Origin of the sequence: Amycolatopsis granulosa, assembly GCF_011758745.1 — a bacterium.
GTDB classification, from domain to species: domain Bacteria; phylum Actinomycetota; class Actinomycetes; order Mycobacteriales; family Pseudonocardiaceae; genus Amycolatopsis_E; species Amycolatopsis_E granulosa.
In genome coordinates this window covers 4,679,420-4,692,381 of record NZ_JAANOV010000001.1, presented here as the reverse complement: position 1 = coordinate 4,692,381, position 12,962 = coordinate 4,679,420, and the positions used below count along the sequence as shown (strand labels likewise).

At 69.1% G+C, this 12,962-nt stretch carries 13 protein-coding genes; 7 read left to right on the top strand and 6 right to left on the bottom strand.

Annotation, left to right across the window (positions count from 1 at the left end):
* Positions 1-53 precede the first annotated feature (53 nt).
* From FHX45_RS23045 to FHX45_RS23020, 6 genes are all read left to right on the top strand, one after another.
* The gene (locus FHX45_RS23045; RefSeq protein WP_167105738.1) at positions 54-1,289 is read left to right on the top strand and encodes an MFS transporter; all 1,236 of its coding nucleotides are present in this window, start codon (positions 54-56) and stop codon (positions 1,287-1,289) included.
* Between the two features lie 151 nt (positions 1,290-1,440).
* Positions 1,441-1,866 carry a hypothetical protein gene (locus tag FHX45_RS23040; RefSeq protein ID WP_167105735.1) on the top strand — a complete coding sequence of 142 codons (426 nt, stop codon included), beginning with the start codon at positions 1,441-1,443 and terminating at the stop codon, positions 1,864-1,866.
* 650 nt (positions 1,867-2,516) lie between these two features.
* Positions 2,517-3,941, top strand: a complete 1,425-nt coding sequence (locus FHX45_RS23035; RefSeq protein WP_167105732.1) for an MFS transporter — start codon at positions 2,517-2,519, stop codon at positions 3,939-3,941.
* A gap of 195 nt (positions 3,942-4,136) precedes the next feature.
* Entirely contained in the window at positions 4,137-4,667 is a 531-nt protein-coding gene (locus tag FHX45_RS23030) for a DUF2231 domain-containing protein (RefSeq protein WP_167105729.1), read from the top strand.
* Positions 4,668-4,704: 37 nt separating this feature from the next.
* The gene (locus FHX45_RS23025) at positions 4,705-5,124 is read left to right on the top strand and encodes a hypothetical protein (protein WP_167105726.1); all 420 of its coding nucleotides are present in this window, start codon (positions 4,705-4,707) and stop codon (positions 5,122-5,124) included.
* Positions 5,125-5,159: 35 nt separating this feature from the next.
* On the top strand, positions 5,160-6,377 hold the full coding sequence (locus tag FHX45_RS23020; RefSeq protein ID WP_167105723.1) for an FAD-dependent oxidoreductase: 1,218 nt from the start codon (positions 5,160-5,162) through the stop codon (positions 6,375-6,377).
* A gap of 452 nt (positions 6,378-6,829) precedes the next feature.
* On the opposite strand, the gene FHX45_RS23015 is transcribed toward FHX45_RS23020, so the two are convergent.
* From FHX45_RS23015 to FHX45_RS28220, 4 genes are all read right to left on the bottom strand, one after another.
* The gene (locus FHX45_RS23015; protein WP_167105720.1) at positions 6,830-7,150 is read right to left on the bottom strand and encodes a hypothetical protein; all 321 of its coding nucleotides are present in this window, start codon (positions 7,148-7,150) and stop codon (positions 6,830-6,832) included.
* Positions 7,151-7,818: 668 nt separating this feature from the next.
* The gene (locus FHX45_RS23010) at positions 7,819-8,247 is read right to left on the bottom strand and encodes a YybH family protein (protein ID WP_167105717.1); all 429 of its coding nucleotides are present in this window, start codon (positions 8,245-8,247) and stop codon (positions 7,819-7,821) included.
* On the bottom strand, positions 8,247-8,687 hold the full coding sequence (locus FHX45_RS23005; RefSeq protein WP_167105714.1) for an SRPBCC family protein: 441 nt from the start codon (positions 8,685-8,687) through the stop codon (positions 8,247-8,249). Before FHX45_RS23005 ends, FHX45_RS23010 begins: the two co-directional genes overlap by 1 nt.
* Positions 8,684-9,028, bottom strand: a complete 345-nt coding sequence (locus tag FHX45_RS28220) for a metalloregulator ArsR/SmtB family transcription factor (RefSeq protein WP_167105711.1) — start codon at positions 9,026-9,028, stop codon at positions 8,684-8,686. Before FHX45_RS28220 ends, FHX45_RS23005 begins: the two co-directional genes overlap by 4 nt.
* Positions 9,029-9,236: 208 nt before the next feature.
* Here FHX45_RS28220 and FHX45_RS22995 point away from each other — a divergent pair, with 208 nt between their 5' ends.
* Positions 9,237-11,684 (top strand): hypothetical protein, encoded by a 2,448-nt coding sequence (locus FHX45_RS22995; RefSeq protein WP_167105708.1) that lies wholly within the window; start codon positions 9,237-9,239, stop codon positions 11,682-11,684.
* Positions 11,685-11,773: 89 nt separating this feature from the next.
* On the opposite strand, the gene FHX45_RS22990 is transcribed toward FHX45_RS22995, so the two are convergent.
* Together FHX45_RS22990 and FHX45_RS22985 are read right to left on the bottom strand one after the other, a co-directional pair.
* Positions 11,774-12,127 (bottom strand): hypothetical protein, encoded by a 354-nt coding sequence (locus FHX45_RS22990; RefSeq protein ID WP_167105705.1) that lies wholly within the window; start codon positions 12,125-12,127, stop codon positions 11,774-11,776.
* A 139-nt stretch (positions 12,128-12,266) separates the two neighbouring features.
* Positions 12,267-12,947, bottom strand: coding sequence for a fasciclin domain-containing protein (locus tag FHX45_RS22985; protein ID WP_167105702.1), 681 nt, complete (start codon positions 12,945-12,947; stop codon positions 12,267-12,269).
* Between the last annotated feature and the right edge of the window lie 15 nt (positions 12,948-12,962).

The following is a 12,962-nucleotide window of genomic DNA, read 5'->3' as shown; positions in this document are numbered from 1 at the left end:
GAACCGATCAGTACCATTCAGCAAATGGAACTGATCGGTACCGAGGAGGGGTCATGACTCGCACGCCCGCACCCGACAGTGGCGGCGCCACACCGGGAGAGGGCTCGGCCGCGTCGCACTGGCGGAGCGTCCTGATGCTGGGCTTCGGCACGTTCGCGATCGGTACCGACGAGTTCGTCCTCGCCGGCGTGCTGCCCGAGTTCAGCCGGTCGCTGGACGTCTCCATCGCCACCGCGGGCCAGGTGGTCACGGTCTTCGCGCTGACCTGCGCGGTGATGTCGCCGATCCTGGCGACCCTCACCGCCGCGTGGCCGCGCCACCGGGTGCTCAAGCTGTCCGTCCTGCTCTACCTGCTGGGCGTCGTCGGCACCGGGCTCGCCCCGAACTTCCCCGGCGTCCTGATCGCACAGGTCGTCGCCGCGGCCGGGGCCGGGCTGTACATCCCGGCGGCCAGCGTCACCGCCTCCGCACTGGTGGGACCCGAGCGCCGCGGCCGGGCCATCGCCGCCGTCACCACCGGACTGACCGCCGCGACCGCGCTGGGCGCGCCGATCGGCACCGTCGTGGGCAGCGCGCTCGGATGGCGGGCGACGATGTGGTTCATCACCCTGCTCACCGTCCTGAGCCTGGCCGGCGTCCTCGCGCTCGTCCCGCGGGTGTCGGTGGCGGCCCCGGGCGGGCTGCGCCAGCGCCTCGCGCCGCTCGGTGACCGTCGCGTGGTCGTCGTCCTGGCCACCACGCTGGTCGCGTTCACCGCCGCGTACGTGGTCTACACCTACATGGCGGAGGTGTTCGCCCCCGCCACCGGCGGCGACGGCACCCGGCTGGCCGTGCTCATGTTCGCCTTCGGGCTGACCGGGACGGCGGGCAACTTCTACGCGGGAACGCTCGCCGACCGGTTCGGTGCGCGCCTGGTGGTCGGCGGTGCGGTCACATTGCTCGCGGCCAGCCTGGTCGTCCTCCCGTTCGCGACCGGCTCGTTCCCGGCCGCCCTCGTCATCACGGTGGTCTACGGCATCGCCGCGTGGGGCATCACCACGCCCCAGCAGTCCCGGCTCATCGCCCTGAACCCGGCCTCGGCGCCGTTGCTCATCTCGCTCAACGCGGCGTTCCTCTACCTCGCGATCGCCTTCTCCGGCGTGATCGGGGCGGTGGGCATCGGCGCCATCGGTGCCCGGTGGATCAGCCTGATCGGTGCCGCGGTGGCGGTGCTGGCCCTGGCACTGTCCGAACTGGGACACCGCCTGGCCCGGAGCCGGTCCGCACCGGTCGCCGAAACCGCCGCCTGACGCCGCGGACACGCTGGTGGTTCCGTCTGGTTTGTCGCCCTTTCGGATGGTTTTCGCAAACCCGCGTTATGTTAGCCTCTGCCGCGATGCTGTCCTTCTTCGTCAGAAGCGCACATCTGCTCCCGGCCCGGGTTGATCTGAAAGGGACCCCATGAAGTTGCGAGCTCTCACCATGACCGCACTGACGTTGCTGTCCGCGGCGTTGCTCCCGTTGGCCGCCACGCCTGCGGCGAGCGCGGGGCAGCTGAAGTGCCGCAAGGTGCACGCGGCGTTCCCCGGCGCGGAGATCGACGGCACCCTGTGCGAGGGGAAACTCTGGACCGTGAAGGGCTGGGTGAAGGACACCGCGGCGGACCAGCACGAGGCGGTCTTCCGCATCCGGTACGTCACCCCCGACGACATGATCCCCTGGCACGAGCAGACCTACACCCAGGACCTGGCCAGCACGAAGGGCAAGCCGGCCGGCTTCGTGAAGAGGTTCGAGGCGAACTTCCAGGGCTCCGCACACGACATCGTCGCCCAGCCCTGCATCTTCAACGGCAACGATGGCCGCACCTGCGACAAGAAGTGGTACTGACGGCCGATCCGTCGCCTGTGGACCCCTGCCCCGGTCACCCCGCGGCAGGGGTCTTTTTGGCTGTGGCGGCCTCAACTGGCTGGCACCGATGACACGACCGCCTCGATGCCGGCCGATCGCCCGAGCGGTGTTCCGGTCCCGGACGGCGGGCCAGCCGGCGTCGAGAGCACCGGTGACGCTGGCGTCGAGATCGTCTCTTCCGTAGCGGCACCGAGGCGGGCACAGGTCAGCTCGTAGATCCGCGGATCGGGCTTGGTCATCCCCGCCTCGCGGGAATGGACGAGGTCGTCGACGAGCGCGGCCGGAGAATCGTCCCGTCACCTCGGCGAATACAGCACAGCCACGACGCGCACAAACCTGACGGTTACGTGGCGCGCACTCCGTTCTGACACAGGGGACTCAGGGGCGGGTCCGGCGGCGGAGGAAGCGCGCCCCGGCATCGCTCGCACTGATCGGGTCCGCCCTCGGCCACGGCCACTTCACCGCCCGCACCCCCAAGCTGCCGTAGCCGCCGCCTCGCCGCAGCCACCGCGACGGCGCGCTGGAGCTGGATCACACTATTACCCCTGGGGGGTACTTGCGCGGCAGTCCCCGCGCGGTCTACCTTTCACGGTCGTACAGATACCCCCTATAGGTATAGGAGAGAGGCAATGACCGAGATACGGGACTCGCGGCGCTGGTGGGCGCTGGGGTTCATCGCGCTCGCCCAGTTCATGGTCATCATGGACACGTCGATCATCGGGGTCGCGCTGCCGAAGATGCAGTCCGACCTCGGCTTCTCCCCCGACGGCCTGTCGTGGGTGTTCAACGCCTACGTCGTCGCGTTCGGCGGGCTGCTGCTGCTCGGCGGCCGCCTGTCCGACCTGCTCGGCGCGCGGCGGATGTTCGCGGCCGGCTGGATCGTCACCCTCGGCGGCTCGGTCGTGGCGGCACTGGCGGGCAACGCCGGCGTGGAACTGCTGGGCCGCGTGCTCCAGGGCGCCGGGGCCGCGTTGATCGCGCCGTCGGCCCTGACGCTGTTGATGGTGCTGTTCGGGGGCCGCCCGAAGGAGCTGACCAAGGCACTCGCCCTCTACGGGGCGGCGGCGCCGGCCGGCGGCACCGCGGGCGTCTTCCTGGGCGGCGTGATCACCGAATGGCTGTCCTGGCCGTGGATCTTCTGGCTCTACGTCCCGATCTCGCTGATCGCGATCGTGGCCACGCCCGCCCTGATGCCGGTCACGCCCGCACGTCGCGGTGCGGTGGACGTCGCGGGTGCGGCGGCGGTCACCGCCGGCCTCGCGCTGGCCGTGTTCGCGATCGTGCGCGCTCCCGAGCAGGGCTGGGGATCGGCGGCCACGCTCGGCGCGCTGGCCGGGGGGATCGTGCTGCTGGCGATCTTCCTGGTCATCCAGCGGGCGCGCCGGGTTCCGCTGGTCCGGCTCGGCATCTTCCGCACCCCGAACCTCGGCGCCGCGAACCTCGCCCAGCTCCTGCTGGGCGCCGCGTGGATCCCGATGTGGTACTTCCTGAACCTCTACCTCCAGCAGGTCCTGGGTTACGGCGCCTTCGCCAGCGGCGCGGCGCTGCTCCCGATGACCCTGCTGATCGTGATCCTGATGGTGGGTGTCGCGCCGCGCCTGATCGCCCGGTTCGGCACGAAGAGCCTGATCGTGGCGGGCCTGTGGGCGCTGGCCGCGGGCCTGGTGTGGCTGTCGTTCGCCCGGCCGAGCGGATCGTTCGTGGTCGACGTCCTGCCCGCCTCGCTCGTCGCCGCCCTCGGCCAGGCGCTGGCGTTCATCCCGTCGCTGGGGATGGCGATCTCCAGCGCGAAGCCGGAGGAAGGCGGCCTCGCGTCCGGCATCGTCAACACCTCCTACCAGATCGGGTCGGCCCTCGGCCTGGCGGCGATGACCGCGGTCGGCCTCTCCTTCGGCGCCGGCGAGCTCGGCAACACGGTCGCCCTCACCGACGGCTTCTCCGCCGCCTTCCTCGGCGCCGCCGCCCTCGCCGTCGTCGGCGGGTTCCTCGGACTGGCCACGATCCGCACCGCCCGCGCGGACCCCGCTCCCACCCAGGAGGTGACCGCCTCCTGAACCCCGGCCACTGTCCGTCTCGAGGCTGGTGAGCGGTCCGGCGCCGGACCGCTCACCGGCCGTTCGCACGCTCGTGGCCGCGCCCGAAGTTTGCACCGACTCGGCTGGACGAAAAATCAACCGGGTAGCACCCAGCTGTAACCCTTGACCAGAGCCGTCAATAAGACCAAACTTCGTTGGCTAAAAGGAGGCGACATGGCCAACGACATCGAGCAGGCGAAGCGGCCGGTGAGCGCGGCGCTGGCCGGTCCCTACGGGCATCCCTTCCACCCGATCCTGGTCACCGTGCCGATCGGCGCCTGGGTGTCCAGCCTGGTCTTCGACATCGGGTCGCACATCGTGGCGGATCCGGGCTTCCTGACCAGGGGATCGCTCTGGCTCGTCGCGATCGGCGTCGTCGGGGCGCTCGCCGCGGCGCTGGTCGGCACGCTGGATCTGCTGGCGATCCCCACCGGCACTCCCGCGTTCCGCACGGGGCTGACGCACATGAGCCTCAACCTCGCGGTCACCGCCGCCTACATCGCCGGCTTCTTCTGGCGTCGCGCCGCATACGACCAGCCGGGGCCGGTGGGGATCGGCCCGCTCGTGCTGTCGGCGGCCGCGCTGGTCACGCTCGCCGCATCGGGTTACCTCGGCGGGAAGCTCGCCTACCACTACGGCGTCCGCGTCGCCGCCGAGTCCACTCAGGCGGAGGGCTACCGCACCGCGGCCCGCCACTCGTCCTGAGCAGTCTGTTCCCACCACCACACCGAGGAGAGGGTTCATGGACATCGCCGCGCTGATCGCCTGGGTGGTCACCGCCGTGGGCGGCTTCGTCATGCTGGGCACCTGGATCGCCAAGGGCGGCACTCGCGATCCGGGACGGACCCGGTTCGCCCCGGGGCTGATCTTCGGGCACTTCGCCATCGCGGCGGCCGGGCTGGTCCTGTGGATCATCTACCTGGTCGTCGGCGGCGCCACCCTGGCGTGGATCGCGTTCGTCCTGCTGGTACCGGTGGCGTTGCTGGGCTTCACCATGTTCGCCCGGTGGGTCCCCGGCTACCGCGCCCGTACCGCGCCCGCCTCGGGCAAGGAGGTGGCGCCTGAGCAGCACTTCCCGGTCGTGGTGGTCGCGGGGCACGGGCTGGTCGCGGTCGCCACCGTGGTCCTCGTCCTGCTCGCGGCCCTGGGCGCCGGCAGCTGACCCATCCATCCGAATTCGTCATCGAGGAGCTGATCGTGGTATCGCCGACGTTTGTGATCATCGGGGCCGGACTGGCCGGCGCCAAGGCCGCCGAGGCATTGCGGGAGAAGGGTTTCGACGGCCGGATCGTCCTGCTCGGCGACGAGCAGCACTGCCCGTACGAGCGGCCTCCGCTGTCCAAGGACCTGCTCACCGGCAAAGCCGAGCGCGAGAGCGCCTTCGTGCACCCCGAAAACTGGTACGCCGACCACGACGTCGATCTGCGGCTCGGCACCGCGGTCACGGCGATCGACCGCGCCGCTCGCGAAGTCGTGCTCGCCGACGGCAGCCGGGTCGGCTACACGAAGCTCCTGCTGGCCACCGGCGCGGAACCCCGCTCCCTGCGCGGCGCCGACGGCACGCTGCGGCTGCGCCGGTTCGACGACACCGAACAGCTGCGGCGGGTCCTGGCGACCGGGTCGCGGCTCGCCGTGGTGGGCGCGGGGTGGATCGGTCTCGAGGTCGCGGCGGCGGCCCGGCAGGCCGGTCTGGAGGTCACCGTGCTGGAAGCCCTCGAACTGCCGCTGCTGCCCGCACTCGGGCGTGAAGCCGCGCGGGTGTTCGCGGACCTGCACACCGAGCACGGTGTCGATCTGCGGCTCGGCGTTCAGGTCGCGGAAGCCGGTCCGGGCGGCGTGCGCCTCGCCGACGGCACGCGTATCGAGGCTGACGCCGTCCTCGTCGGCATCGGCGCGATCCCGAACACGGCGCTGGCGGAGGCGGCCGGGCTGACCGTGGACAACGGCATCCAGGTGGACGAGCACCTGCGCACGAGCGACCCCGACATCTTCGCCGCCGGTGACGTCGCCAACGCCTACCACCCGCTGCTGGGGCGCCACCTCCGCGTCGAGCACTGGGCCAACGCGCTCAAGCAGCCCGCGGTCGCGGCGGCCGGGATGCTCGGCGTGGAGACGGTCTACGACGAGTTGCCGTACTTCTACACCGACCAGTACGACCTCGGGATGGAGTACCTGGGCCACGCGGACGGCTACGACCGGGTCGTTTTCCGCGGCGACGTGGCGGCCCGCGAGTTCATCGCCTTCTGGCTCAAGGGTGGCAAGGTCGTCGCCGGCATGAACGTCAACATCTGGGACGTGACCGGCCCGATCAAGGACCTCATCCGCTCCGGCAACGCCGTCGACATCGACCGGCTCACCGACCCGTCGGTGCCGCTGGAGGACGTCAACACCGACCGCTCCAGCGCCCCCGCCTAGAACGGCCCGCGGTCGGCGGTCTGCTCGTCAGGCCGCCGGCCGTCCGCGGCACAACGGTGTGCGGCGCGGCTCACGCCACTGGGCGGAAAGCCACATCGCCACCAGGGAAATCATCAGGGAAAATGCCGCTCACGTAGTCACCCGTAACATACATCACCATTATCAGTGATAGCCCAAGGGATTACCTCAAGACTTTCGGCATCTACCCGGTAGGGCAGCTCTTCGCCTCCGTCGTAAGGATTGACCGAGCGATCTGCCTGCAGAACACGAAGCGCTTCGACCGCTATCGCACCCCGGCGCTCGCCCCGCCAAGCCGGTCCAGTCAATCTTCCTCGACCGGACAACAGGCGGAGGAGCCAGCTCCTCGGGCGCCGAAGCGCATCGCACGTCACTCAACACCTCTTGTTCTGGATGCTGATCAGCACGTTCAAGCCGCGATCGCGTTCACCTATTCAACGTTCGGCAATAAACACCAAACCCGACACGTCGGCAAGCAGCGAGCGGACCTCTGCCGGTCTTGCGGTATTGTTGACCTCGAAAATGAGGTCGAACTCCTCATGATCCGGCTCGAGAAGCAGGCCATCATCATCGCGCCAGTTCGCCTCAAGTACGTAGTGTTCACCCCTGAGGTCACCGGCTCGACAATAGTCGCCACAGTGATATTCACTGTGCCGAGGCTCGAAATCAACTCCGAGTGCGGCCTCCAACTCTACACGCAGATCATCAGGTGCGTAAACCGAGCTCCCGTACAACAAATAGCGCAACGTGTTCACGGAACGATGATACGATGCGCTGGACTGAACGCACAGCGGTCAAGCCCGGCGCCTCTAGATTACGAACGCCACACGCGTTCCCCTCCCTCGCAACTGGACCCAGCCACCTCGCCGCCTGGAAGCGACCGAAAGTCGTCACGCGTCTTCCCAGATCTGGTGAAGCCCGCACGACTAGACCTTCAGCGGTCCGATCAGACAACCCACCAGTCGCTGTAAATCCTCGGATAACCAGACGTAAGCCAACTCCACACCATCGTCTACCGCGAACGAAGCAAGCCGCTCGTCGTGAGACCCCGCAAGATCATCGAGCAGCGTCTCGCCACCTTTCAGAGATCTAGGATCAAACCTCGGCCGGGACAATCGAAACCTGTGAAGTTCGAGAATCCGCTCTCGTGAACTGAAACTGACACGGATGCGCCAGACTTGCGGCTTGCCACCCAGGATCCGAACAAGGGACTCACGCGTGCCATCTGTTCGCCTCGAACGAGAAACGACGTCGAAAACATCACCGACCGTTACTACTGCGGAATCACTCATGGCGGCATCCGTAGCACGACACCCGGCCCCTTCCCGGGACCACGCTCAGAATTCTCGCTCCCGTACGACGGATGGTCGTAGTCAGTCGCCCAGGAAGTGAGCACGCTATTCGTATCGCCCCCGATTGTGTTTCAAAGCTCCCCGCGCAGCACGGCGCGACCGGTACCGGCGTCGAAGGGCACCGACGCGTGCTCGTGCACGATCGTCCAGGCACCGCCCTGCCTGCGGAGGCAGCTCGTCGCGCGCACCCACATGCCGACCTCGGTGCCATCCCGCATCGTGCCGCTGATCCGGACCAGGAAGTGGCAGAACGCGAGATCGGCTCCGGCGGTGATCTCCAGATCGCGGATCTCGTGCCCGATCCCGGTGCGGTACGACGCGATCCACTTCTCCAACCTGCCGGCCGGGTCCTCGCCGCGGCGGACGAACGGGCCGACCACGTCGTACAGCACGAGCTCATCGTCGTAGGCGGCGGCCGCGGTGGTGGCGTCCCGGAGGGCGAACGCGCGGGTGCGGCTCTCCAGCAGCTCGCGGATCTGCTGGTCGCTGTCCGCCGTCATCACCGGACCACCTGACGGCCGAGGGCGTCCAGCCAGTCGCCGGTGCCCTGCTCGCGCCACCCGGGCTGTTCCCGATCGTCCAGGAAGGTGCCTTGTTCGGTCAGCACCAGGCGGGTCCCGTCGCCGTCGCGCACGAATTGCACGGTGGTCAGCGACACGGTTGCCAGAACCTCGTCGGTGAACAGGCTCGTGGTGTAGACGATGCGCTCGTCGGGGACGATGTCGTGGTACTCGCTCCTCGCGACGAGACCGGCCCCGTCACCGCCGTGCACGGCCTCGTTGCCGCCGACCCGGAAGTCCAGCGAATAGCGGCTGTCCTCGGGCGCGAACCACTTCGCCTTCGTGTCGCGGTCGGACCAGGCCGCGAAGACCACGGCGGGTTCGGCGGGGTAGGTGCGTTCCAGCGTGAACGTGCTGTGTTTCACCGAGTGGTCGCTCATGATCCTGACTCCTTCGTCCGGTCGTCGAGTAGTGCTCCGAGGCGGTCCAGGTGGTGCTCCCACTCCATGCGCTGGTGCTGCAACCACGCCTCGGCGTTGCGGAGGCCGGCCGGATCGATCTGGCAGGTGCGGACCCGCCCGGCCTTCTCCGACCGCACCAGCTCGCTGTCCTGCAGCACCCGGAGGTGCTGGACCATCGCGGCAACCGTCACGCCGAGGTGGGCCGCCAGCTCGCTCACGGTGGCGGGGCCGCGGGTCAGTCGCTCGATCACCGCGCGCCGGTTCGCGTCCGCGAGCGCGTGGAACACCCGGTCCGCTGCTTCCACCTCATACTTAAGCACGTACTTAACCGTACGCCGCGGGCCGCTAAAGTCAAGTGTCGACTTAAGTTTCTGATGCACCCGGATGAGCTGCCGGAGCGGTCCTGACCGCAAGCCTCATGTCGAGTTCAGCCAACACGCCGCGATCATGGACATCAGCCGCCGCCACCTGCGCTGCCCCGGGCAGAGCACTTGATCATCAACCGCTGGGCGGGCCATGCTGCCGGGCATGACGAGCGAGTGGCATGTCCGGCTGCACCGTGCCCTGGAGAACCTCCGGCGGAAAAGGAGCGCCTCGGAGATCGCCGATCGCTACCTGTCCTTGTGGGGTGGAGTGGCCGATGGGCTGCCCCTGCTCGCCACTGACCCGGCATTGTGCGAAGTGGACGGCGGCTACGGCCTCCGCAACCTGGTGCCCCACCTCCTTGAAGCCGGCCGGGACGAGGACGTGCATCGGCTACTGGCGTGCGAGCGGCCCAGCGGGACGGGACGCCCCGGCGTGGTGAACGTGTGGTTCGACGCCCGCCATCGCGTCGGTGATGTCGACGGCTACCTCCAGGACCTCGACGCCGCGCGCTTGCGAGCGCGGGAGGCCACCGACGCCGATGTCGCGGCGGGACGACCGCCCGCGTCCCTCGGACTGGAGATGCGGTACGCGCTGATGGAGCACTCCGCGAAGTCCGCGGGCGAGCGCGTCCACGACGAACTTGCGGTGATGCTGACCGAAACCGGTCACTGGGACGTTACCCGAGCGCTGTCCAACGCCCGCCGTCACGAAACCGGTGAGGACCGCTGCCGCGCTCTGCTCGCGCTGCTGCCACACGTGCCCGAAAGACAAAAGCCCGAGGTCGCGCGCGAGGCGATGATCAACGCCATGCTCAAGGCCGGGAACAGCGCTCGGGGCGGTGCGAACGAACCATTGGTGGACGAGGTGGCCACAACACTCTCCCCGGACGATTGGTCCCCGATCCTGTCCCTGGTCGAAGAGGACGTGCGGGACGACTACTTGTCGCCCACTGGCGGGGCGTTGACAGCGCTGCTGCCGCATCTGCCGGCTGAGCTGTTGGACCGGGCCCTGGCGATCGCGGCCACACTTCCGCCGAACGTGCACCGTGCGATCGCGCTGGAGAAGCTCGCGCCGCGTCTGCCGGCTGCGACCGCCGTCGACGCGCTACCCGCCGCACGAGAGATCACCGAACCGGAGTATCGCGCGGACGTTCTGATCGCCCTGCTCCCGCGTCTCCCGGAAGACGTCGCCGCCCCGGTGCGGGCCGAGGCCCGCGCCGCGGTCGGCAGCATCGATCCGCCGACCAGGTATGACGACCCGGTCCGGCGCCGGAGCTGGGCCCGGCTGATCCCGCTTCTGCCCCACGAGGAACGCAGGGCCGCGATCGCCGAGGCGCTCGAAGGAGAACACGACGCAGAGGGTCACGCGCATCTGCTGGCGGATGTGGCCACGGAGTTGCCCGCCGCGGAACGCGGTCCGTTTCTGGACGAGGCGACGAGCGTGGCGCGCGGCATCCCAGATCCGTTCGAGAGGGCTCGAACATTGCTCGTGATCGCCGATCTGCTTCCCCGGGCAACGCAGGCGACGACACTGGCCGCCGCGCGAATTTCGGCACGCGACATCTCCGAACCCTTCGACCGGGCACAAATCCTGATATCCCTCGCCGAGCGGGTGACGGCGACGGATCGGCACCTCGTGCTCGACGAAGCACTGGCCGATGCGCGACGCATCGCTGACGATGACGACCGCGCCTACCTGCTGATCGAGATCGCCGCCCGCCTCCCCAGGGACCGGCAAGGACCGCCCCTGGCCGAGGCCGTCCGCGCGGCCCGCGCCATCAAGGACGACGACCGCCGGTTCCACCTCCTCCTGGATGCAGCGAGACTGTTGACCGGAGCGCCACGGCACGCGGCTCTCGCCGAAGCGCTGGACATCAAGCTGGCGGCCATCGGTTTCGAGAACTACTTCAACGGGCCGGTGCTGGACGATCTGGCACCGGTACTTCCCGAAGACCTGATGATCGAGGTGCTGGAGGCTGTACGGGACACGGGTCGCCCCGGGTATCTGGCACGGGTGCTGCACCGCCGGGCCGGGCACCTGTCGGGCGCCGCCCTGGAGGCCGGTCTGGCCATGGCCCGGACCGTCACCGGCCGCGGCCGGGCACACCAGCGGGCTGCCGTGCTGACCGCTCTCGCCGATCAGTTACCCGCGGAACAGCGCCTCGACGTTCTGGAGGAGGCGCTCGCGGCCGCCCGCGAGGCCAGGCACGACCTGACCGCCATCGCCCGACGGCTCCCCGAGGAGCGGCGGGCGGCACTGATGACCGAGCAGTTGACCTTCCATCGCCGATACCGGATCAACGACACGCCGGAGAAGCGGCCCGCCGCGAAGGCTGTGCCAGCGGTGTTCGAAGCCGTCCGCGTACCGGCGGGGTGGGGCAGGGACAGCGGTGCCCGGGCAGCCTTGGTGCGCGCGCAGCGTGCCCACCGGCGTGGCGCGGATCCCACGACGGTCATCGGGCTGATCCGCGAGGCATTGCACCGCTACCGCGGGGGAGATCCACCGGCCGGCTCGCCGGCGCTCGCCGCCGCGGCTCGGGATCTCGGAGGGCCTGCGGCGATGGAGGACTACGTCAAGGCGGCCCGGGACGTCCACCGGTGGTGGCCATGAGCACCATCCGCCCCGGCGCTGCCCACGGAATTGCGCCGGGCACGTCTCGACGCCCCGCTCACGCAATCTGGCTTCCCGCCACCTGACGGCTACGCGGACTGCCCGTCCAGGAGTCGTCGCAATCGCCTGACCTCGGCGAGGAGCCGGGGTACGTCGGTCCGGGCCGCGGCAATGAACTGAGCGTTCTCGTCCCAACGCTGATCAGCGACATCGACGTATCGAGGGTGCTGCACGAGTGTGCCGGCCACGACAGTCCCTGGGTCGAACTCAGCGCGACCTCCAGTGTGCTCGCTATCCGGGACCGTGCTCACCGCGACGAGACTCATGGACCAGTCGTCATCGAGCAAGTGGAAGTACCACGGGCCGGGAGTCGCGGCACTGACCCGTTCTTCAATGGCGTCCAGGTCCGCGTCACTCAACGCACCGAGGTCATCCGCCGCCATGGCTTGAGCATGCAGCACGTGAGCGCCGAGTTGACACGAGACCCGTTGACCTTATTGCCGCGCAGCGTGTCTTCCCGGCCGGGAAGGCGAAAGCGGCGTGGCGGGCCCGTGCTCGCCGGGCCCGCCACGTCGCATGCGGTTACTTGTTGGTGCCGGGGGTGAGCACGGTGTCGATGACGAAAACGGTCGCGTTCTTGGTGGGGATGTTGCCACACAGCACCTTGGCGCCGTTGACGGTCATGTTGGCCCCGGTGCCGGAAATCTTGATCGGGCCGCCGTCGGTGTTCAGCGTCGGTACGCTGCCCGCGGCCTGCAGGCCCTGGGCGTCGTAGCGCTGCGGGAGCACGTGGTACTGCAGGATCGGCGCGAGCTGGCTGGGGTTCTGCGCGAGCTCGGTGAACTTCGCGTCCCCCAGTGCGTTGAACGCGCCGTCGGCCGGGGCGAACACGGTGATGGCCTGCTGGCTGTTGAGGGTGTCGACCAGGTTGGTGGCCTTCACCGCGGCGACGAGCTTGGTCAGCAACGGGTTGGTTGACGCCGCGGACGCGACGGGCTCCGGGCCCATCGAGTCCAGGCTGCCCGGCGCGTTGCCCTGCGGCAGCTGACCGCACGCGGGCCCGAAAACGTCCGCGTTCGTGGTGACGCCGTTGCCCATGCTCGCGCCGCTGGGCACGGGGGCGGACATCGCACTGGACGGCGCCATCGCGCCGCTGTTGGCCGACCCGGACGCGCTGCCGGAGTTGTCGTTGCTGCCGCACGCGGCCAGCGAGAGAGCGGCGGCCGAGACGAGAGCGGCACCAGCGATACGAGCAGTCTTCACAACAATCACTCCATT